The sequence below is a fragment of the Actinoplanes sp. SE50/110 genome, assembly GCF_900119315.1.
In the GTDB taxonomy this organism is placed as follows: Bacteria; Actinomycetota; Actinomycetes; order Mycobacteriales; family Micromonosporaceae; genus Actinoplanes.
The window spans coordinates 4,144,880-4,165,400 of record NZ_LT827010.1; the positions used below are offsets into that span (position 1 = coordinate 4,144,880).

Here is a 20,521-nt window from a genome sequence, read left to right on the forward strand (position 1 = left end):
CGTCCCGGCGTGCTCGCCGACGTGCCGTCGGGCCGCCGGATGACCCTGGTGGGTGTCGCCCCCGGCGCACCGGCCGCCACCGCGCGCCGGCTCGCCGACCTCGGATTCACCCCGGGCACCACGGTGGAGGTGGTGCGCCGGGCGCCGCTGCGGGATCCGGTGATCTACCGGGTGCGTGACTACGACGTGTGCCTGCGCCGCGAGCAGGCCGCGCTGCTGCTGGTCGCGGAGTGCGCGGCGTGAGCGCCGCCTGTCACGACGCCGGGGAGCCGGGCGGCGTCGTCACCGCCGAGCCGCGGATCGCGCTGGCCGGCAGCCCGACTCCACGCGGCGGCGGGCAGCCCGGTGCGTCCTGCAACCCACCGCACCACCGCGACCACCGGGACGGCTGCGAGGACAAAGATCAAAATCGGTTCGACATCCACCGTCTCATCCTTGCGGAGCGACCTGCATCGGCCGGAGGAATTGACGCCCAGGAGCGCCGGGCTGAAACCGGCGGGGAAATCTCGGGTCGGCATCCGAATTTGTGTGCTATGGTGGCCATGTTGCAGTTTTGATTTCCATAGACGTTCTCAGCGCCTGATGGTTCATCCGAACCCCACCAGGCGCTTTTTCGTTTCCCGCGTCGATGCGACGCGGATGATCAACGCGGCGGCGTGAGAGTCCGCGCAGTGCGGATTCCGACAGCTTGCTAAGGAAAAAGACATGGCTACAGGTACCGTGAAGTGGTTCAACGGCGACAAGGGCTTCGGCTTCATCAGCCAGGACGAGGGCGGGCCCGACGTGTTTGCCCACTTCTCGGCCATCTCGGCGAATGGCTTCCGCAGCCTGGACGAGAACCAGCGGGTGGAGTTCGACATCACGCAGGGCCAGAAGGGCCCGCAGGCCGGGAACATCCGCGTTATCTGATCTGGACCAATGCCGGCGGCGTCTCGACTGGTTCAGCGAGCCACCGCCGGCATTTCCCGGCGACAATTCTCGGGAATTTTCCCCCAAATATCTGTCGGCGCGTGCTTCGACGCGACGTGCCGTTCAAGGAAGCTTTTATGACGACGATCACCGCGGCGCCGCACGCGCCGATATCCGAACTTTCGCGTTTCCGGGCAGCGGCCCCCGCTGCCGCTGTGGGAACCCTGACTCCATTTCTGACCCCGGCGGTCAACGACGTGGCACCCGTGCTCAGCGCATCAGACCGCGGAGAGCAGGCGATGCTTCGGCTCCGCCATCCGTTCGCACCCGAGTAGATGGTGCACCGGCCCGGCATTCAAGCCCCGGGCCAGGTCAGGTAGCGGGCGAAGTTCGCGACCACGCTCTCGATTGCGGCGGTGGTCAGCAGCCGCCGGCCGCTGCGGATCCGGCGGTCGAGGTCCCTCGATGTGCGGCATGACCGCCACCCCGGTCTCGAACCCGGACCGCCCGAGCGCAGGTTTCGGGAAGATCAGCAGAGCGATCCCGGTCATCGCCGGCGGGCTGCCATGCGCGACTGTCACCGCCGTGGCCCAGCCGGTGACCACCTGTGGATGGGTGGCCACCCGCCGGGGGGCGCCGCCGATCACCACGACGTTCAGGCCCAGGTACACCCAGACCAGGACGACCGCGATCGCCGCACCCGCCAGCGCGACCAACAACAGCGTGACGATGACCTCGTGCGAGTGCCGGACCCGCCACCACGAGTGAGTCCGCTCCTGCTCGGCGGCGTGCGGCCCGTCGTGCTGCCGCGCCCGGCCGGCGAGCTTCTCCAGCAGCCGGTTGCGCAGCACGCCGGGCTGCTCGGCCACGGCCATCAGTGTCTCCCCGGCGATGGGTTCCGGCCGTCGAGGAGATCGTGTCACTCATCGGCCGCTGTGCGACCATCACGGCGCGTTAATAAAACGTCAAAGAAGGGCCGGGACGGTCAGGGTGCCTCGGCCGGCGAGTCGGGCTGCAGCCGCCGATTGATCTCGAGGGCCTCGGCCAGCTGGTCCTCCAGGATGATGATCCGGCAGGCGGCCTCCAGGGCGGTGCCGGCGTCGACCATCTCGCGGGCCCGCACCGCCAGGCGCAACTGGTACCGGGAGTAGCGCCGGTGCCCGCCGGGGGAGCGGATCGGGGTGAACAGCTTCTCCTCGTCGAGGCGGCGCAGGAAGTCCTGCGTGGCACCGACGATCTCGGCGGCGCGGCCCATCGTGTAGGCGGGGTAGTCGTCATCTCCGAACAACTCTTCGGATCGTGCCATGGACACCTTTCCGGACAGCGTGATCAAGGGCCCCGGCGCTGATGCGCCGGGGCCCAGGGTTTACGGGGTATCCAACATGTTCCTTTGACGACTCGCGGACGGCCGGTGGTCATCGGGCGAGCCACGCGACATCCGGGCCCTGCTTGACGCTCGATGACCAGGTCCGCGTCTTCAACGGATCTCTGCTTTCAACACTCAGAAGGCTAGCCGATCCTCGAAAGAAAATCTAGCCTTCCCACACAAGACTTTCTTGACCGTACGCGTCAGCAGGTGCCCTGGTCCGCCCAGACGTCCCACTGGCCGCTGTGGGTGGCCGGGGACTCGCCCTGCGTCCACCACTTGGCCCGGTACTTGTGGCCGTTGAACGACACGACCGACCCGCCGGTGTAGACGCTGGAGGCGTTCCAGGCCGGCGCGGTGCATCCGGCCGGGGGCGTCGACCGGGAGCTGGACGGCGAGGTGGAGACCGACGCCGACGGGCCGGGGCTCGACGTCGTACCGCCGCCGGAGGTGAACGCCGCGAAGGCGTGGCTGAACTGCCAGGTGGTCTGGCTGATCCCGGAGCAGCTGTCGCTGCCCGCGGTGCCCGGGCAGCCACCGTTGTCGCGCTGCAGTGCCCAGAAGGACAGCAGGCCGAGGCCCTTCTGGGTGGCCCACTGCGCGACCACCGGGGCGTCCGCGGTGGTGAAGGTCTCGGCCGCGCCGTAGTCGTCGATGCCGATCATCTCGGTGACGCCGACCGCGTTCCACAACTGCGCGTCGGTCTTGGCCGGGTAGAGCTGGTGCAGCTGGTCGTGCAGTCCGGTGGCGGCGGTCTTGGTGTCGGCGGCCATCTGGTGGGTGGCCCCGTCGTAGTAGTCGAAGGTCATCAGGTTGACCAGGTCGATGCGCGCGTTGTTGGCCATCGCGTTGCGCAGCACGGCCAGCCCGGAGTCGGCGAGCCCGGAGGTGGTGGTCGGCAGCGTGTAGGAGAACTGCACGGTCCGGCCCTGCGCCGCGGCCCAGTCCTCGACCAGCTTGATCGCCTTGTTGCGACGGTCGATGCCGGCGGTGTTGGTCAGTGAGTTGTCCTCGATGTCCAGGTCGAGACGGGTCACGTCGTACGTGGTGATGACGTTCTCGAAGACCGCGGCGATCGAGCTGACGGTGGTGCAGCTGTCGGCGATCTCGGTGCCGGTGTTGTCCGCGGTGTAGCCGCCGAACGACGGGATCACGTCGCCGCCGCCGGCCCGGATGGCGGCGATGTCGGCCCCGAAGGTGGACGCCGCGACCGGGCTGCCGGTGTCGCCGTTCCAGTACGCGGTGCACGAGCCCTTGGTGGCGGCCTGCAGGAACGCCATGGTCAGGTGCTTGGCGCCGGACTGCTGCACCAGGGTGGCCGGGTTGTCGCCGGTCCACGCCTCGAAGTAGGGGGCGAAGACGTGGGCCGGCAGCGGGGTGGCGGCGGCGTCGGCCGCGTGCACGACCGTCATCGCCGCGGCCACACCGGCGGCGGTCGCCAGCGCCGCGGCACAGAGCCGTTTGCGGTTCATCGGGTGGACCTCCGGGAACTCTTAGAAAGGTTTCCTAACAGTGGAGGACCGTAACGACGTACATCGGAAATTGTCAATGTTGTGAAACGCATGACATCTGTCATGGGTGTGACGCGCCGTAATCAATTAGGAAACTTTGTTAAAGATTCACATGCGTCACCTCGTCCCCGGAGATGTCATGAAGAAGATTCTCATTGCCGCGGCCGGCGCCGTGGCCCTGGCCGGCGCCGGCATCGCCGTCGCCACTCAGGCCGACGCCGCGACGCTGTCCAGCAACTGGTACGCCTCCGCGCCGTATCTGATGCCGTTCGACAACAGCCCGCCCGACCCGGTCGAGGTCATGAACGCCACCGGGCAGAAGGCCTTCCAACTGGCCTTCATCCTGGCCCCCAACGGCGGCGGCTGCACGCCCACCTGGGACGGCACCCGCCCGGTCGCCGACGACACCACCGCCACCGCGCTGATCAGCAGGATCCGCGGCAACGGCGGCGACGTCAGCGTCTCGATCGGCGGCTACGGCGGCACCAAGCTCGGCCAGACCTGCGGCACCCCGGAGGCCACCGCCGCGGCGTATCAGCAGGTGATCACCAAGTACGGGCTCAAGGCGATGGACTTCGACCTTGAAGAGCCGGAGTACGAGAACACCGCCGCGGTGCACAACGAGATCGGCGCCGCCCGGATCCTGCAGAACAACAACCCCGGCCTGTACGTGTCGATCACGACCGCCGGGACGGCGGCCGGCACCGGCTGGTTCGGCACCCAGATGCTCAACGAGGCGAAGGCGCAGGGCTTCACCCCGGCCAACTACTCGATCATGCCGTTCGACGGCGGTTTCAGCGGCGGCAGCGCCCAGGTGTCCGCGCTGGAAGCCTTCCACACCCTCCTGATGAACACGTTCGGCTGGGACAGCGCCACCGCGTACGCCCACGAGGGCATCTCCCAGATGAACGGGCGCAGCGACGCCGGTGAGTACTTCCGGCAGGCCGACTTCCAGACCACCCTGGACTACGCGCTGAACCACAAGCTGGCCCGCTACACCAACTGGTCGGTCAACCGTGACCGGCAGTGCGCCGACCCCAACCAGAGCACCACCTCCGGCACGTGCAGCAGCGTCCCGCAGACCCCGTGGGAGTTCACCAAGTACTCGGCGCGCTTCGCCGGCGCCACCCCGCCGGTGACCACCTCGCCGTCGACCACCACCGGCACTCCGCCGACCGGCGGCACCTGCACGGTCGCCGCGTGGAGCGCGACGGCCACCTACACCCAGGGCAACCAGGTGAGCCAGAACGGCCACAAGTACACCGCCAAGTGGTGGACGCAGAACGAGTCGCCCGCCACGCACAGCGGTCAGTGGGACGTCTGGGCCGACAACGGCACCTGCTGAGCGCGGCACCCCGGGCCGGAGACCGGTCTCCGGCCCGGGTGGCACGTCCCCGCGGCGACTGCTGTGATGACTATTCGCCGGCCCGCCCGTCATATCTGCGTACGAGGTCGACGACGCGGAAGGACGAGGCAATGGTCGCGGAGACAACGGAGACGTTCGCCGGGCTGGCCGAACGGCACCGGCGGGAACTGCACGTGCACTGCTACCGGATGCTCGGCTCGTTCGAGGACGCCGAGGACGCCGTCCAGGAGACATTCCTGCGGGCATGGCGGCGGCGGGAGACCTTCGAGGGCCGGTCGACCTTCCGGGCTGGCTGTACCGGATCGCCACGAACACCTGCCTCGACCTGCTGGCCAGGACCCGCCCCGAACCGGCCACCGGCGGCGAGGTGCTCTGGCTGCAGCCGTATCCGGACCGGCTGCTCGACGACCCGGAGACCGCCGCCGTCGACCGGGAGACCATCGAACTGGCCTACATCGTCGCGGTCCAGCACCTGGCGCCCCGCCCGCGGGCCGTGCTGATCCTGCGCGACGTGCTCGGCTGGCCGGCCCGGCAGGTCGCCGACCTGCTCGGCGACTCGGTGAACTCGGTGAACAGCGCCCTGCAGCGGGCCCGGGCCGGCATGCGCGAACACCTGCCCGCCGAACGCCGGGACTGGACCGGCGGCGCCGGCGACCCCGGCACGCGCGACCTGGTGCGCCGCTTCACCGAGGCCAGCGTCACCCCCGACATCGCCCGGCTGGCCACCCTGCTGCGTGACGACATCCGCTACTCGATGCCGCCCACCCCGGGCCTCGTGGTCGGCCGTGGGGCCGTGGTCGAGGACTGGACCGCCAGCGGCTTCGCCGGGATGACCGGCCTGCGCGCCGTGCCGACCGCGGTGAACCGGCAGCCCGCCGTCGCCTTCTACCACTGGCGGGCCGCGCGGCAGGCGTGTCTGCCGCTGACCCTGGACGTCCTGCGGATCACCGGCGGGGCGATCGCCGAGATCATCACCTTCCACCGCGACCGGTTCCCGTCGCTGGGCCTGCCGGAGGGCCTGGGTGCGGCATGAGCGTGCTGCGTACCGGCCTGCTCGCCACCCTCGCGGCGATGGCCGCGACCACCGTCACCGCGGCCCTCGCCCGGTGCGCCGGCGTCGACTTCGAACTGCCGGACGGCGGCCAATCCATCCCACTGCCCGGCTTCGCGGTGATGACCGGCATCTTCTCGACCGCCGGAGTGCTCATCGCGGTGGCGCTGCGCCGGTGGAGCGCCGTACCCGCCGTCAGGTTCGTCACGATCACCGCGGTCCTCACCGTGCTCTCGCTGATCGCCCCGGTGCTCTCCGGGGGTAACCCCGCCACCGTGCTCGCCCTGCTCGCCCTTCACCTGATCGCCGCGGCGGTGATGATTCCGGGGCTGGCCCGGAGTCTGTCGCGGCCTGGGGGTTGACCCCCAGGCCGGCGTGGGGGCTGGCCGGCTGTTTTCGCACCGGCGTCTTTCCTACCTTCGAGGCGAAGCTGTCCTCGTGAAGGGAACCTCTCATGAACGTTCGGTGGTGGCGCGCCCTGGCGGCGGCGTCGGTCGGCGTGCTGCTGACCACGGTCGGTGGGCACGGCGCGTCGGCGGCGCCGCCCACGCCCCTGCAGCGTGGTCTCGACGATCTGCACCGTCTCGGCGTCGCCGGGGCGCAGGGCCTGATCCGCGACGGCAGCCGGGTGACCGCCGCCCGCAGCGGCGTGGCCGACCGGGACACCGGCGCGCCGATGCCGGCCGACGGGTACTTCCGGATCGGCAGTGACACCAAGACGTTCGTGTCGGTGGTGCTGCTCCAACTCGTCGGGGAGGGCCGCATCACGCTGGACGACCCGATCGAGAACTGGCTGCCCGGTGTCGTCGACGGCCACGGCAACGACGGCCGGCACATCACCGTGCGCCAGATCCTGCAACAGACGAGTGGGCTCTACGACGGCACCGGTGACCTCGCCGTGCTGAAGTCGGCCGACGAGTACCGGGCGCACCGGCTCGACCACCACACCGAGGCACAACTGGTGGCGGCGGCGATGCAGCACCCGCCACTGTTCCCGGCCGGCACCCGGTGGAGCTACTCGAACACCAACTATCTGGTGGCCGGGATGCTCGTCGAACGGGTCACCGGACGCTGCTGGTTCACCGAGGTGCGTTCCCGGATCCTGGCGCCGCTGCACCTGACCCGTACGTTCTACCCCGGCGACCGGTCGACCCTGCCCCGGCCGCACGCCGAGGGGTACCAGCATTTCACCCCGGGTGGTCCGCTGATCGACGTGACGATCGTCAACCCGACGGTGGCGGGTTCGGCCGGTGGGCTGGTCAGCACCACCACCGACATGGCGCGCTTCTGGCAGGCGGTGACGTCCGGCCGGCTGCTTCCGCCGGCGCAGATGGCCGAGATGCGCCGGACGGTGCCGGCCGGCGACTTCGAGGCACTGCGGCCCGGCATCACCTACGGACTGGGCATCATGTGGGTGCCGAACCGGTGCGGCGGCTACTGGGCACACTGGGGTGGCATGCCCGGGATGGAGATCATGGAGGCGGCGGCGCCCGGCGGCCACCGATCGGCGGTCTTCTACCTGACCACCGACCTGACCGAGGCGGCTCCCGTCATGCAGCGCGGGATGACCCTGCTCGACGACCTGATCTGCGACTGACGGCCTGCCCGCCGTTGTCCGCCGGGGCCAGGCCCGGTCAGAGGTCGGCGACGGTCAGCCAGCCGGCCGAGGCCGGGCGGTAGCCGTGGCGGGCGGCCAGGCCGTGGACCACGGCCGGCACGTGGCCGGCTCCGTCCACCACCGCGATCTCGATCTCCTGGTCGTGCCGTTCGTCGTGCAGCCGGGACAGCGCGTCCAGCAGGCGCTGATCCCGGTCGCCGAGCATCGCCTCGTCGAAGCCCGGGTAGCGATCGGTCACCGCCTCGTCCTGCGCACTGGGCAGGTCGTCCATCTCCACCTCCCGGGTCCAGATCATCCGGGTGCCACCGACCATCCGGACCATGAGCACGGCCGGCAGCACCAGCCAGAACAGCATCCGGTGCAGGACCGGTATCCGCCGCCAGCCGTGGGCGAACTCGTCCGCGGTGACGTCCGGTTCGATCACCGGCCGGCCCAGGGCCCGGTAGTCGATGTCCTCCTCGACCAGTCCGGCCCGCCGGTTGAACCGCAGAATGGAGTAGCTCATGGTGAGCGCACCGGAGAGCAGCGACGGACGGCTCCCGCCCCGGACGCCCTCCGCCACGATCACGTCAGCCTTCGTCAACCGCCGGGTGACCGCGGCGTAGAACCCCGGCTGCGCCATGTGAATCATCGGATAGATCACGAACTGCATCGGTGTGCCGCGGCGGCGCAACCGGATGACGGCCGAGCGAACGCCCAGATCGGTGAATTCGATGATCTGCATGGCCACCTCCCCGCGCTCAGGGTGACGACTGCCGGCAACCCGCGATGTCCCCGGGCGGGAGCCTTCAGCCAATCGGCAGGTTCCCGGCAGGCGGCGGGAAGATCATCGGCCGCGCCGGTACGGCATCGTGGAACCGTGACTACTCCGAACCCGGCGGATCCCCGGCAGGCGGGCGGCCTGCGACCACGCACGGCCGGGCTCGTCGCCCTGCGGCCGGCCCGCGTCCTGGTGGTCGACGACGAAGCGCCCATCGCCGAGGTGCTGACCGCGATGCTCTCGTTCGCCGGCTTCGAGGTCCGGGCCGCGGCGAGTTGTGCGCAGGCGCGGGCGCTGGCGGCGGAGTTCCGGCCGGAACTGGCCGTCCTGGACATCATGCTGCCCGACGGCTCCGGCCTGGATCTGTGCCTGGAGCTGCGGGCGCGCGACGAGCAGCTGGCGGTGTTGCTGCTCAGCGCCCGCGACAGCATCGAGGACCGGGTGGCCGGCCTGACCCTGGGCGCCGACGACTACGTGATCAAGCCGTTCAGCACCGCCGAGGTGGTGGCGCGGCTGAACGTGCTGCTCCGGCGCACCGCCGGCGCGGCGCCGACGACCGCACGGCGGGTGGGTGACCTGGAACTCGACGAGCAGACCCACCGGGTGGTCCGGGCCGGCCGGGTGATCACCCTGTCGCCGACCGAGTTCCGGCTGCTGCGGTATCTCATGCGCCATGTCGAGCTGGTGCTCTCCCGCCGGCAGATCCTGCGCGAGGTGTGGGGCTACGAGTGGGGCGGTGACGCGGCGGTGGTGGAGAAGTTCATCAGCCAGCTGCGCGGCAAGATCGACGCGGACGGCGCGGTCCCGCTGCTGCACACCGTGCGCGGCTTCGGCTATGCGATCCGGGAGCCGGTCGCATGAGGGGGCTCGCGGCCCGGCGGGGCTCCGGCGCCTGGCAGGGGCTGCGGGGCCGGCTGCTGGCCGGGACGCTGGCACTGCTCGCCGCCGGCCTGCTGGTCGCCGACGCGTCCGCGTACGCCGCCCTCCGGACCTTTCTCGGCGACCGGGTCGACGTGACCCTGAGATCGTTGGCGAGCCGCATCGACGAGCAGGCCGGCCGGGGGACCGGGGCGGCGATCAGCTGGGAGACGGTGCGGGTGCTCGCCCCCGGTACCCAGTACGTCGCCGTGCTGGATCCGGACGGCCGGCTGCTGGTGGCGCACGCCGCGGTGTCGGGCAGCGAGGACCTGACGCCACCGGTGCTGCCGACGCCGATCCCGGCCACGTCCGAGCCGTTCACCGCACCCAGCGCCGGTGCCGGTCCCGGCTACCGGCTGGCCGCCATCACCCTGCCGGGCGCGCCGCCGCGGATCACGCTGACCATCGGCGGGGTGCGGGTCCACCCGGCCGCCCTGATCGTGGGGGTGTCGCTGGCCGACGTCGACGCCACGCTGCACCGGCTGCTGCTGGTGGAGGTGATCGCGTCGACGGCCATCCTGGTCGCCGGGGTGGCGGTCGCCACGCTGGTGCTGGGCTTCGGTCTGCGGCCGCTGCGCACCGTGGCGGACACCGCCCGGGCGATCGCCGGAGGCCAGCGCGAGCGCCGGATCCCGGTGCCGCATCCGCACAGCGAGATCGGTCGGGTGGCGGCCGAGCTCAACGCCGCCTTCAGCGAACGGGAGGAGGCCGAGGCCCGGATCCGCCGCTTCGTGGCCGACGCGTCGCATGAGCTGAGAACGCCGCTGACCACCGTCCGCGGGTGGAGCGACCTCTATCTCAACGGCGGGGTCTCGCAGTGGGAGCAGGCCGATCTGGCGTTCGCGCGCATCGGTGCGGAGACCGGACGGATGCAGCGGCTGGTCGAGGACCTGATCCTGCTGGCCCGCCTGGACGCCCGGCGCCCGCTGGACCGGGCCCCGGTCGATGTCGGCGCCGTCCTCGGCGGCCTGGTCGCCGACCTGAGCGTGGTCGAGCCCGAACGCAGCGTGTCACTCCGGGTCCCGCCGGGGCCGGCGATCGCGCTGGGCGATGAGGCTTCGCTGGTGCAGGTGTTCCGGAACCTGCTCGGCAACGCGGTCCGCCACACCCCCGCGGACAGCCCGATCGAGGTGGTCGTCGACGGCGTGGACGACGATCTGGTGATCTCCGTCCGGGATCACGGGCCCGGCCTGGATCCGCAGCTGCTGGCCCGCGCGTTCGAGCGTTTCTGGCGAGCCGACGGCGGACGGGCGGCGGGCGGGGGCAGCGGTCTGGGTCTCAGCATCGCCCGGGAGATCGTCGAGCAGCATGCGGGGACGCTGACCCTGCACGACCGCGGCGACGACGGGGGCGGCCTGGAGGCCCGGATCACGCTGCCGGCGAGTCCTCAGCGAACCGTCAGGGTCAGCGACGGTACCCGGTAAGGATCGGCTGTTTCTGTTGATCGCGTGTCGAACCTTCTCTACCGGCTCGGCCGGTTCTGTGCCCGGCACGGCCGATGGGTGACCGTCGCGTGGGTCGTCGTGGCGGTGGCGGTCATCGTCGTCGGTCACCGCCTGGGTGGTGGCAGCACCGACGCCGTCGCCGTCGGCGGCAGCGACAGCGCGGTGGCGCAGACCCTGCTGGACCGCGAGTTTCCCGGCAGGTCGGCCGACGCCAGCCCGATCGTGCTCAAGGCGCGAAGCGGCGGCGTCACCGACCCGGCGTACGCGGACGCCCTGCGCGACACTGTGCAGCGGATCCGCCGGATCCCGGGCGTCGGGCAGGTGAGCGACCCACCGGCGGCCGGCGACGCGGCGCTGAGCCCGGACGGCCACATCGGCTACCTGACCGTGACCCCGGAGTCGGACTCCGCCTCGACCCTCGACCTGGCCGAGCGGGTCAGGGACGCCACCGGCCCGGCCACCGGCGCCGGTCTGGACGTCGCCGTCGGCGGGCAGCTCGGTCAGCAGCTGTCGAAGAGCCCGGTGCACACCAGCGAGCTGATCGGCATCGTCGTGGCCGTCGTCGTCATGCTGTTGGCTTTCGGCTCGGCCGTCGCCATGGGCGTCCCGATCGTCACCGCGGTGCTGTCCGTCGGCGGCGGCCTCGCCCTGCTCCAGCTGCTGGGCAACGCGGCCGGCATCCCGACGGTCGCCGCCACCCTGGCCACCATGATCGGCCTGGGGGTCGGCATCGACTACGGGTTGTTCCTGGTGGTCCGCTTCCGGCGGCTGCTCGCCGGCGGCCTCACCGCCGAGGAGGCCGCCGGCCGCACGGCGGGCACCTCCGGCGGCGCCATCGTCTTCGCGGCCGGCACCGTGGTCATCGCGGTCTGCGGGCTGGCGCTCTCCGGCGTCGCCTTCGTCGGCTGGCTGGGCTACTCGGCGGCCATCGTCGTCGCGGTCAGCCTGGGCTCCGCGGTCACCCTGACCCCGGCCCTGCTCGGCTGGCTCGGCCCCGGCGTGAACCGGCTGTCGCTGCCCGGCCGCCGGCGCGGCGCGGCCGTCACCGGTCCCGAGGACCTCGCCGGCACCGCCTGGGCCCGCCTGGCCGTACGCGTGGCCGGGCGGCCGCTGACCACCACGCTGGCCGCCACCGCGGTACTGCTCACCCTGGCCGCGCCCGTCCTCGCCCTGCGGCTCGGTCAGATGGACGCCGGCCGGCTGCCCGCCGCCACCGAGTCACGCCGTTCCTACGACACGCTCGCCGAGGGTTTCGGGCCCGGCGCCAACGGCCCGTTGCGGGTCGTCGTCGAGATGTTCGCTCCGGCCACCGCCCCGGACGGCGCCTCGACGACGGACGGCCAAGATCCCCGGGCCCGGGACGACCGTCTGGTGGCGCTGCGCGCCGCGCTGGCCCAGAGCCCCGGCGTCCGCACGGTGAGCGACCCGGTGATCAGCGCCGACTCCGCCGTGGCGGTCTTCGGCGTCACCGAGCAGACCTCGCCGTCGGACGAGCGCACCGTGGAGCTCGTGCACCGGCTGCGCGACACGACGCTGCCGCGGGCGCTGGCGGGCCGGGGCGCCGAGGGACACGTCGGCGGGCTCACCGCCACCAAGGCCGACCTGGCCGGGCGGATCTCGCAGCGGCTGCCGGTACTGATCGGGGCGGTGCTGGCGTTCGCCGGCCTGCTGGTGCTGCTCGCCTTCCGCTCGCTCTGGCTCGCCGCCAAGGCCGCCGCGATGAACCTGCTGTCGATCGCCGCCGCCTACGGCGTCGTGGTCGCCGTCTTCCAGTGGGGATGGGGCGTCGGCCTGCTGGGTCTGGACGGGCCGGTGCCGATCGAGTCGTACGTGCCGATGATGATGTTCGCCATCCTGTTCGGCCTGTCCATGGACTACGAGGTCTTCCTGCTCAGCTCGATACAGGAACACTGGCACGCCACCCGGGACAACGCCCGCGCGGTGAGCCTGGGACTGGCCGACACCGGCCGGATCGTCAGCAGTGCGGCGCTGATCATGGTGGCCGTCTTCGCCAGCTTCCTGATCAACGCGAATCCGGTCGTCAAGATGTTCGGTCTCGGGCTGTCCGTGGCGGTGGCCGTCGACGCGACGGTCGTGCGCTGCCTGCTCGTGCCCGGGGTCATGGTCCTGATCGGCGAGCGGCAGTGGCGGCTGCCCCCGCTCCTCGACCGGCTCCTGCCCGGGATCGCCATCGAAGCCGATCCCGCGTTCTTCGACAGCCCGCCGGTCGCACCGGCCCGGAACGGCCACGACGTCGCGATCGGTGGCGGCCGGTGGAGCACGGCCGCGGTGGCCGTGCCGCTCATCGTCCTGATCATCGTGGTGACCGTGCACCGCGGCAGCGTGGCCGCCGCGACGCCGGCCGTCGTCGCTCTGCTGCTCGGCGCGTTCGTCGCCGGCCGGCGGCAGCGGGCCGGCGTCGGCGCCCGCGGCGCCGGCCTGCTGATCGGTGCGGCCACCAGCACCCTGGCCTTCGCCGGGGCCGCCGTCGGACTGCCGCAGCTCCCGTCGGCGGCCGGACTGACCATCGCGCTCACCGTGCTTCTCGCTGCGGTTCCGCCGCTGCTCAGCCGGGGCCGCATCCCACCGGCCGCCACCCTGGCGGCGACGGTCGCCGGCACCGTCGGCTGGGCCGCCGGCGAACCGGAAGCCACCGTCCTGCTGTGCACGGCCGCCGGATTCACCGTGTCCCTGCTGGGACGCCTGCTCGGCACCGGCCTCCGGCGCCGGCAGCTCTCGCCGGATCCCTCGACGATCGGAGCTGATCGATGACTAGCTGGACTCCCCGCCGTGCGGGCGCCGTCACCACCACGCTGGTCCTGACCGGCCTGCCGCTGCCGGTCGTCCCGGCACGCGCCGCCGAGCCGGACGCGCTCCAGGTGACCGACCAGGAGACCGTGACCGTGCGGCTGGACGCCAGCGGCGTGCCGGTCGGCGCCACGCTGGTCGACGTCCTCGCCGCCCACGGATCCGGCACGGCCGTACTGCGCAATCCCTCGGCCACCGCCGGCCTGCGCAACCTGGTGGGCTACGGCCGGCCGGACACCTCCGGCGACCGGCTGGTGCAGAGGGTGACGGCGGGCGACCGGCTCGCCACCGCATCCACCGTGACCGGCGCCGTACCGATCACGCTGCACGCCCACTACGAACTCGACGGCGCGACGATCTCGCCGGCCGCCCTGCGGGGACGCAGCGGCCACCTCAAGATCACGTACACGGTGACGAACCGGACCGCGGAGCCCACCGCGATCACCTACCGGGACGCCGGCAAAACCTCGCACACCGTCACCGAGAAGGTGTTCCTCCCGCTCGTCGGTGACCTGGTCGCCGACCTGCCCAGCCGGTACCGCGACGTGTCCGCCGAGGGCGGCACGGTCGCCGGCACCGCCACCGGCGGCAGTCACGTCGCGTACAACCTCGTGCTGGCACCACCGATGGGCAACCCGCAGGCGACGGTCACCCTCTCCGCGGCCGTCACCGACGCCGAGATACCCGACGTCACGATGCAACTGATCCCGGCCACCACCGGCACCGACCCGGCGAGCCGCTTCGCCGGGCAGACGTTCACCAGCACCACCGGGGCGAACACCCATCTGGCCGACGCCGCCGGCAGCGTCGACGACCAGGTGGTGTCGCTGCGCGCCGGCGTCGCCGGACTCGCCGACGGACTCACCCAGCTCGCCACCGGCGCGGACGCCCTGCAGCGGCAACTCACCGGGCAGCTGGTCCCGGGCGCCGACGCCACCGCCGCCGGCGCCGCCCGGACCAGCACCGGCGCGCGCCGGCTAGCCGAGGGCACCGGCAAGGTCGCCTCCTCGGCCGACGCGCTCTCCGCCGGCACCCGCCAGCTCAGCGCCGGACTCACCGAACTGGACACCGCGCTGAGCCGGCTCTCCGGCGCCGCGGGCATGTCGGCCAGCCTGCAGGCCGCCCAGGCGCTGCAGACCGCCGTCGAGCAGATCGCCGCCCAGCTCGGCTCCGCGGACGACCCGGACACCGTGCTGGGCGCCCTGCACACGCTCGGCGCCGGTGCGGCCCGGCTCCACGGCACGCTGAGCTCCGCCGCGGGCGACGCCACGACCATCGCCGCGGGCATCGCCACCGGCGCCGGCACCGCGAGCAGTCTGTCCACGGCCGCCTCCGGCACCGCGACGCTGGTCTCCGGCATCGTCGACGCCGACTGCGGGCCGAACGGCCCACTGCCGGCCGCCGACTGTGCGGATCTGCGCCGGGCCGCGCACCAGTGCACCGGCAGCGCGGCCGGCATGCACGCCCTCAGCGGCGAGCTCAGCAAGGCCGCCACCGGCCTGCGCGCCCTCGGCTCCGGGCTCGGCCAGGCCGAGGACGCCGCCGCCGTGCTCAGCGACGGCATCTCCACCACCGCGGCGGGGCTGCAGCGCCTCACCCTGGCGTTGTCCGGCCCGGCCGGCGGCGACACCGCCAAGGGGGTGGCGCAGGGCCTGGACGCGCTGGTCGCCGGACTCGCCCAGCAGGTTCACGGCATCACCGCCCTGGCGTCGGCCACCGGTCGCACCACCGGCGTGGCCGGCCAGGTGAACCAGGGCGCCGCGCAGCTCGCCGCCGGCTCGTCCGCCGCCGCGGCCGGCGCCGGCGCGCTCGCCACCGGTGCCGGCAAGGTCGCCGGCGGCAGCGCGGCAGTGGCCGACGGCACCAGGGCCGCGGCGACCGGCGCGGGCCGGCTCGCCACCGAAGCCGGCAAGGGTGCCGACGGCGGGGCCGCCGCCACCCGCGGCGCCGGACGATTGCACAGCGACGGCACACAGAAGCTGACCGACAGCATCGTGGCCGGCTCGGCGACACCGGCCGAGGTCTCCGCCCTGTTCACCGCGATGGACCGGCGAGCCGCGCAGGCGCTGCCGTACGGCGCGCCCGAGGGGGCCACCGGATCGGCGATGTGGCAGTTCCGGATGGACGGCACGGCCGCGTCCGACCCGGCCGGCGCCTCGACCGGCGACGGCACCCGGATCACGGTCGCCGTCGGCCTGCTGGTGGCCTGCGTGCTCGTCACCGGCCTGGTCCGCCGGTGGAAGGACGGGGCCGATGCGTAGCAGATGGATGATCGCCGGTGTCGCGCTTACCCTAACTCTCGGTCTCGCCGTCACCGCGGACCGCATCGTCGCAGCCCGCGCCGCCGGCCGCCTCGCCGACCGCCTGCGATGCGCCGGGCATCTGGACGTGGACCCGGACGTGTCGTTCACCGCGATGCCGTTCCTGCCGCAGTTGATGAGCAGGAATATCGGTACGGTGCACGTCCAGGTGCCGCACGTGACGGTGGGACAGGTCACCGCCGCGGTCGATGCCACCGCCCACGACGTGCGCCTGTCCGACACCGGCACGATGCGGGCCGGGTCGCTCACGGCCGAGGTCGCCCTGGCGTACGGTTCGGACAGCAGCGGACGGCTCACCGTGCCGATGCGGGTCGAGCTGCTCGGTGAGCCGCGATCGGTGATCGTGCACGCCGCGCCGCGGCTCGCCGACGGCACCCTCACCCTGCGCCCCGAGGAGGTGGAAATCCCGGCTCTCGGTCTGCGGATACCCGCGGCACGCCTGGGCGACCGGGCCCAGGCCCGGACCGTCGACCTGCCGCCGCTGCCCGCCGGCCTGCAGTACACGAAAGCCGGCGTGACATCGCGTGGCCTGCAGCTCACCGTCACCGGAAGCGATCTGCGGATCGCCGCCGCCGCCTCGCCGGGCTGCCCGTAGGCACTATCGATTCGCGCTGATGGCGGGCACACTCACCCGCATGACGCGCCGTCTGATCAATCCTCGCCGCTGGACCCCGCCCACCCTGAACGACCCCGGCCCGACCGCCCCGCTGCGCGTCGACCGGCTGCTGCCCACCGACGGCCACGGCCCCGAGGACGTCCAGTTCGACCACACCGGGCAGCTGCTCACCGGCACCGCCGACGGCCGCATCCTGCGCATCGACCCGGACACCGGCGAGCACACCGTCCTGGCGAACACCGGCGGCCGCCCGCTCGGCCTGCATCCGATGCCGGACGGCGGCGTGCTGGTGTGCGATCACGACAAAGGCCTCTTGGCGGTACGCCCGGACGGAACGACCACCGTGCTCTGCGACACCGTGGACGGCGTCCCGCTCACCTTCGCCAGCAACGTCGTGCAGGCCGCTGACGGCACCGTCTGGTTCACCACGTCCACCAGCCGCTGGCCGCTCGACGACCACCTCGGCGACATCATGGAACACACCAGCACCGGCCGGCTGGTGCGCCGCGACCCGGACGGCACGCTGACCACCCTGATCCCGGACCTCAAATTCGGCAACGGCCTGGTCCTCGCCCCCGACGAGTCGCACCTGCTGATCGCCGAGACCGCCGGATACCGGATCCGGCGGCACCACCTGACCGGCCCGCACGCCGGGCGCACCGAGATCCTGGTGGAGAACCTGCCCGGCTTCCCGGACAACATGTCGCTGGGCAGCGACGGCCTGCTCTGGGTGGCGATCGCGGCGCCGCGCAACCCACTCGTCGACCGGCTGCTGCCGCTGCCCGGCTTCCTGCGCCTGCTGGTCTGGAACCTGCCCGAAGCGGTCCGCCCGAAAGCCACCCCGATCGCCTGGGTGATGGCCTTCACCCTGGCCGGCGACCTCGTTCACGACCTGCGCACCGACGACGGGTCGTACGGCTTCGTCACCTCGGTCGCCGAACACCACGGCACCCTGGCCCTGGGCAGCCTCACCGAGAACGACATCGCCCTGCTGCACCTGCCGAGCCTCTGATCCCGACAACCGGCTCGTTTTGATCGCCGCGCACCGGGGACGAGCCGGGCTCTGGCCTGTGCCCACGGGCTTCGATGGGCCTGAGTCGCGGCCTGCCCTCGCTGGGACGTGCGCCGCCGCAACCGGGGCTCTCGCGGTGGACCTGCCGGAGCCGCCGGTGACGGACTCGCCGCGACTCGCTGTGCACGTGACTGCCGCCCAGCAAGATCAGGCGCCCAACCTGTCCGGGCGGCTCGGGCGGCCGTCGGACGGGCTACGCCGGCTTCGAGGCTCAGCGGAGCCGGGTGACGACCGGCGCGGCCGGAACTCCGACGATCCGCGGCGTACGGAAATGGCTCGCCTTTTTGAGTCATCTGGTCGAGAAGGGCGACAAGGTGGCCGCCGCGCCGGATCGCCGCCGTGTGCCGGGAAGTGGGTCCCGAGGCGCCGGCGCCTCGGGCCGGATCGACGGCTCGGGCCGGGCCGGAAGGTGGATTCGCAGAGGTCGCCGCGGGGTTGGGATCACTGTGTGAATTCCTGGTCATCAACCGCGACGACAATGTGGAGAATGGCTGCAATGCCGAGGGAAAGGTTTTCCGGGATTGCCGTGCGCGGCCCGGCGGCGATCGCCGGAAATTGACTCGATGATCTCCGGGAAAAGGCGTCATCGGACCGGGTCGCACTGCTGGCGGATCTTGATGATGACACGTTTAAGTGCAGGTCAGGTCTGCCTAAAAGGCTTTTTGATCTCAAGTGGAGCAACGTACCGCGTCCCTTCCCGTGATCAACAATATTCCGCCTTGACAGTTTCCGGCGCTTGGGTAATGGTGTCGTGGACAGCTGACGCGGGGGTTGGTGCTTATCAATGTCACGGGGCATTGTCGCGGAGCCGTGCGGTCCTGAACTGCGTCGGCTCGCATTCCTGATATCGCCGTTCGGCCTGGTGTCGCGCACCGTGTCCCTACCGCCGGCCGACGCCGATCCGCCGTTCGCGGTGCATGTGGCGGGCATCGGTGACCCGGCGCGAGTGCTCGACGGCATGCGCGGCTGGAGCGACGCCGGCGACATGGGCAACATCAACGGGGTCGGCAGCGCGCTCACCGGCGAACGGGCCCGGCTGACGTCGGTCGCCGAGGCGCTGGAGCGCTACTCGATCTGCTCCTGGCACGACGACGAGATGATCTTCGCCGCTGAGGACGCGCTGACCGAGGAGTGCGTCTCGCCCGCCCGCTGGCCGCGATGCTCGGCCGCCGAGTTCCGGCGCGAGGACTGCGGACTGCGACCCTACGATCCGGGCGTCCCGATCCGGTGGGTGCGTGCCTGGTCGTTGACCCGGCGACGGGCCGTGCTGGTGCCGGCCGCCGCGGTGTACCTGCACCTGGCCCCGCGGACCGCCGCGGAACTGTTCACCCGGGGCGTGACCACCGGGGCGGCGGTCCACTCCGACATCCGCCGGGCCGTCCTCGGCGGACTGCTCGAGGTGGTCGAGCGGGACGCCCTCACGCTCGCCTGGCTGCACCGCCTGCCACTGCCGGAGCTGGCGGTCGACCCCGGCCTGCTCGACCCGGCGGCCCGCGCCGCCCGCGCGGCCGGTACCGCCGGCCACCTCGAGGTACGCCTGTTCGACGCGACGACGGACTTCGGCATCCCGGTGGTGTACGCCGTACAACTCGCCGAGCACGAGGACGCGCTCGCGCAGATCGTGTGCGCCACCTGCGACCTGGATCCCGGGCAGGCGGTCGGCAAGGTGTACCGGGAGCTGGCCGCCCTGCGGCTCGCCTTGCGCGACCACGTGACCCGCCGGCCGATACGGCGGCCGGACGACGGCACGGTCAACGTGCTCGGCTCGGCCGCCTACAACGCCGCGGCCGCCCGGCGGGACGCGTTCCGGCACCTGCTCGCCGGCGAACGGACGGTGCGGCGGCTACCCGATCTGCCCGGCCTGCCGGCCGGTGCCGACCCGCTGACGACCGCGGTGGATCGGGTGGCCGCCCGGGGTGCCGAGGTGCTCGCGGTGGACCTCACCACCGACGAGGCCCGGCAAGCCGGCATGTACGCGGTGAAGGTCCTGGTGCCCGAGGCGGTGCCGTTGTCGTTCATCCACAGCGAGCGCTACCTGGGCACGCCCCGGCTGTATGCGGCACCGGAGGCGATGGGCCACGGCCGCCGCGACGAGCAGTCGGTGAACCCCGACCCGCAACCGTTCGCGTAGGAGGCGAGCAGGTGACATCCGACCGACCCGAGGACGACGTGTACCTGGTACGGGACGCGTTCGGCACCGGGTACGCCGAGGCGTACGGCATCCGGGCGGCGATTCCGGTGACCGGCAGCGTGCTTCCCGACGACGCGCGGCTGAGCACGGCCCGGATCATCGTGGCCCTGCACGCCGGGCGCGACGACGACCTTCGGGACGCGCTCGACCGGGCCGGGTTCGACCGGGGTGTCCCGACCGTCGGCGTGGAGTTGCTGCCGACCCGGATCGTCTGTGGCCCGGCGGTGATCCCGGGCGCCACCGCGTGTCACGCGTGCTACCGGCGGCGCATCGAGCAGCACCGGGACCCGGGCCGGCCGTACGACCTGAGCGCCGCGACCCGGGACCTGCCCGAGGGATTCGGCCGGCCGCACCTGGCGGTCACGCACGGCTTGCTGGGGCTGGCGCTGGCCGAGATGCGTGGCGGCCCGGTCGGTCTCGGCGGCACGGTCCGCACGTTCGACCTGGTCGCCGGCACGCTGTCGTCCGCTTCCACGGTGGCGGTGGACCGCTGCCGGCGGTGCGGGGCCCGATTCCGGGACGGCGCGCCCGCCGGCGCCGGAGCGGTCGCCGGGCTTCCCTGAGTCCCG

General features: G+C 72.2%; 18 protein-coding genes and 1 pseudogene. 15 read left to right on the forward strand and 4 right to left on the reverse strand.

The genetic code is table 11. The features are described from left to right. Positions 1-9 precede the first annotated feature (9 nt). The 3 genes from ACSP50_RS44010 (at position 10) to ACSP50_RS18140 (ending at position 909) form a co-directional block, all read left to right on the forward strand. Positions 10-243 (forward strand): FeoA family protein, encoded by a 234-nt coding sequence (locus ACSP50_RS44010; RefSeq protein ID WP_014690698.1) that lies wholly within the window; start codon positions 10-12, stop codon positions 241-243. Continuing rightward, positions 240-557 carry a hypothetical protein gene (locus ACSP50_RS43055; RefSeq protein WP_172898773.1) on the forward strand — a complete coding sequence of 106 codons (318 nt, stop codon included), beginning with the start codon at positions 240-242 and terminating at the stop codon, positions 555-557. The genes ACSP50_RS44010 and ACSP50_RS43055 overlap by 4 nt, the downstream gene beginning before the upstream one ends. Positions 558-705: 148 nt before the next feature. Continuing rightward, the gene (locus tag ACSP50_RS18140; RefSeq protein ID WP_014690699.1) at positions 706-909 is read left to right on the forward strand and encodes a cold-shock protein; all 204 of its coding nucleotides are present in this window, start codon (positions 706-708) and stop codon (positions 907-909) included. 278 nt (positions 910-1,187) lie between these two features. On the opposite strand, the gene ACSP50_RS18145 is transcribed toward ACSP50_RS18140, so the two are convergent. The 3 genes from ACSP50_RS18145 to ACSP50_RS18155 form a co-directional block, all read right to left on the reverse strand. Continuing rightward, the gene (locus tag ACSP50_RS18145) at positions 1,188-1,784 is read right to left on the reverse strand and encodes a hypothetical protein (protein ID WP_014690700.1); all 597 of its coding nucleotides are present in this window, start codon (positions 1,782-1,784) and stop codon (positions 1,188-1,190) included. A 110-nt stretch (positions 1,785-1,894) separates the two neighbouring features. After that, positions 1,895-2,215: a MerR family transcriptional regulator gene (locus ACSP50_RS18150; protein ID WP_014690701.1), complete on the reverse strand. Its 321-nt coding sequence runs from the start codon at positions 2,213-2,215 to the stop codon at positions 1,895-1,897. A 263-nt stretch (positions 2,216-2,478) separates the two neighbouring features. Then, positions 2,479-3,747 carry a chitinase gene (locus ACSP50_RS18155; RefSeq protein ID WP_014690702.1) on the reverse strand — a complete coding sequence of 423 codons (1,269 nt, stop codon included), beginning with the start codon at positions 3,745-3,747 and terminating at the stop codon, positions 2,479-2,481. A gap of 178 nt (positions 3,748-3,925) precedes the next feature. On the opposite strand from ACSP50_RS18155, the gene ACSP50_RS18160 reads away from it, so the two are divergent. The 4 genes and pseudogenes from ACSP50_RS18160 (at position 3,926) to ACSP50_RS18175 (ending at position 7,800) form a co-directional block, all read left to right on the forward strand. After that, positions 3,926-5,131 carry a chitinase gene (locus ACSP50_RS18160; protein WP_014690703.1) on the forward strand — a complete coding sequence of 402 codons (1,206 nt, stop codon included), beginning with the start codon at positions 3,926-3,928 and terminating at the stop codon, positions 5,129-5,131. Positions 5,132-5,262: 131 nt separating this feature from the next. After that, a pseudogene (locus tag ACSP50_RS18165) lies at positions 5,263-6,185 on the forward strand (RNA polymerase subunit sigma-70). Then, the gene (locus tag ACSP50_RS18170; RefSeq protein ID WP_014690705.1) at positions 6,182-6,565 is read left to right on the forward strand and encodes a DUF6069 family protein; all 384 of its coding nucleotides are present in this window, start codon (positions 6,182-6,184) and stop codon (positions 6,563-6,565) included. Before ACSP50_RS18165 ends, ACSP50_RS18170 begins: the two are co-directional and overlap by 4 nt. 92 nt (positions 6,566-6,657) lie before the next feature. After that, positions 6,658-7,800 carry a serine hydrolase gene (locus ACSP50_RS18175; RefSeq protein WP_014690706.1) on the forward strand — a complete coding sequence of 381 codons (1,143 nt, stop codon included), beginning with the start codon at positions 6,658-6,660 and terminating at the stop codon, positions 7,798-7,800. Positions 7,801-7,837: 37 nt separating this feature from the next. Here ACSP50_RS18175 and ACSP50_RS18180 read toward each other — a convergent pair whose 3' ends face one another. Next, positions 7,838-8,545 carry a hypothetical protein gene (locus ACSP50_RS18180; RefSeq protein WP_014690707.1) on the reverse strand — a complete coding sequence of 236 codons (708 nt, stop codon included), beginning with the start codon at positions 8,543-8,545 and terminating at the stop codon, positions 7,838-7,840. A 135-nt stretch (positions 8,546-8,680) separates the two neighbouring features. On the opposite strand from ACSP50_RS18180, the gene ACSP50_RS18185 reads away from it, so the two are divergent. The 8 genes from ACSP50_RS18185 to ACSP50_RS18220 all read left to right on the forward strand — a co-directional run bounded on the left by ACSP50_RS18185 (position 8,681) and on the right by ACSP50_RS18220 (position 20,515). Further along, a complete protein-coding gene (locus ACSP50_RS18185) occupies positions 8,681-9,442 on the forward strand; it encodes a response regulator transcription factor (protein WP_014690708.1) in 762 nt (253 codons plus the stop codon). Then, positions 9,439-10,923: a cell wall metabolism sensor histidine kinase WalK gene (locus ACSP50_RS18190; RefSeq protein ID WP_014690709.1), complete on the forward strand. Its 1,485-nt coding sequence runs from the start codon at positions 9,439-9,441 to the stop codon at positions 10,921-10,923. The genes ACSP50_RS18185 and ACSP50_RS18190 overlap by 4 nt, the downstream gene beginning before the upstream one ends. A gap of 24 nt (positions 10,924-10,947) precedes the next feature. Further along, complete coding sequence (locus ACSP50_RS18195; RefSeq protein ID WP_014690710.1) at positions 10,948-13,716, forward strand: MMPL family transporter; 2,769 nt, start codon at positions 10,948-10,950, stop codon at positions 13,714-13,716. Next, positions 13,713-16,013 (forward strand): hypothetical protein, encoded by a 2,301-nt coding sequence (locus ACSP50_RS18200; protein WP_014690711.1) that lies wholly within the window; start codon positions 13,713-13,715, stop codon positions 16,011-16,013. Before ACSP50_RS18195 ends, ACSP50_RS18200 begins: the two co-directional genes overlap by 4 nt. Continuing rightward, on the forward strand, positions 16,006-16,668 hold the full coding sequence (locus tag ACSP50_RS18205; protein WP_014690712.1) for a DUF2993 domain-containing protein: 663 nt from the start codon (positions 16,006-16,008) through the stop codon (positions 16,666-16,668). Before ACSP50_RS18200 ends, ACSP50_RS18205 begins: the two co-directional genes overlap by 8 nt. A 40-nt stretch (positions 16,669-16,708) precedes the next feature. Continuing rightward, positions 16,709-17,701 carry an SMP-30/gluconolactonase/LRE family protein gene (locus ACSP50_RS18210; protein ID WP_043511654.1) on the forward strand — a complete coding sequence of 331 codons (993 nt, stop codon included), beginning with the start codon at positions 16,709-16,711 and terminating at the stop codon, positions 17,699-17,701. A 934-nt stretch (positions 17,702-18,635) separates the two neighbouring features. Next, entirely contained in the window at positions 18,636-19,892 is a 1,257-nt protein-coding gene (locus ACSP50_RS18215) for a YcaO-like family protein (protein ID WP_197688153.1), read from the forward strand. An 11-nt stretch (positions 19,893-19,903) separates the two neighbouring features. Beyond that, complete coding sequence (locus tag ACSP50_RS18220) at positions 19,904-20,515, forward strand: cyclodehydratase (RefSeq protein ID WP_014690716.1); 612 nt, start codon at positions 19,904-19,906, stop codon at positions 20,513-20,515. Positions 20,516-20,521 lie beyond the last annotated feature (6 nt).

Excerpts from the sequence above, each read along its gene's own strand:
- ACSP50_RS18160 (WP_014690703.1), top strand. The coding sequence starts at position 3,926 with ATGAAGAAGATTCTCATTGCCGCGGCCGGCGCCGTGGCCCTGGCCGGC.
- ACSP50_RS18200 (WP_014690711.1), top strand. The coding sequence starts at position 13,713 with ATGACTAGCTGGACTCCCCGCCGTGCGGGCGCCGTCACCACCACGCTG.
- ACSP50_RS18170 (WP_014690705.1), top strand. The coding sequence starts at position 6,182 with ATGAGCGTGCTGCGTACCGGCCTGCTCGCCACCCTCGCGGCGATGGCC.
- ACSP50_RS18175 (WP_014690706.1), top strand. The coding sequence starts at position 6,658 with ATGAACGTTCGGTGGTGGCGCGCCCTGGCGGCGGCGTCGGTCGGCGTG.
- ACSP50_RS18140 (WP_014690699.1), top strand. The coding sequence starts at position 706 with ATGGCTACAGGTACCGTGAAGTGGTTCAACGGCGACAAGGGCTTCGGC.
- ACSP50_RS18180 (WP_014690707.1), bottom strand. The coding sequence starts at position 8,545 with ATGCAGATCATCGAATTCACCGATCTGGGCGTTCGCTCGGCCGTCATC.
- ACSP50_RS18145 (WP_014690700.1), bottom strand. The coding sequence starts at position 1,784 with ATGGCCGTGGCCGAGCAGCCCGGCGTGCTGCGCAACCGGCTGCTGGAG.
- ACSP50_RS18210 (WP_043511654.1), top strand. The coding sequence starts at position 16,709 with ATGACGCGCCGTCTGATCAATCCTCGCCGCTGGACCCCGCCCACCCTG.
- ACSP50_RS18150 (WP_014690701.1), bottom strand. The coding sequence starts at position 2,215 with ATGGCACGATCCGAAGAGTTGTTCGGAGATGACGACTACCCCGCCTAC.
- ACSP50_RS18155 (WP_014690702.1), bottom strand. The coding sequence starts at position 3,747 with ATGAACCGCAAACGGCTCTGTGCCGCGGCGCTGGCGACCGCCGCCGGT.
- ACSP50_RS18205 (WP_014690712.1), top strand. The coding sequence starts at position 16,006 with ATGCGTAGCAGATGGATGATCGCCGGTGTCGCGCTTACCCTAACTCTC.
- ACSP50_RS18190 (WP_014690709.1), top strand. The coding sequence starts at position 9,439 with ATGAGGGGGCTCGCGGCCCGGCGGGGCTCCGGCGCCTGGCAGGGGCTG.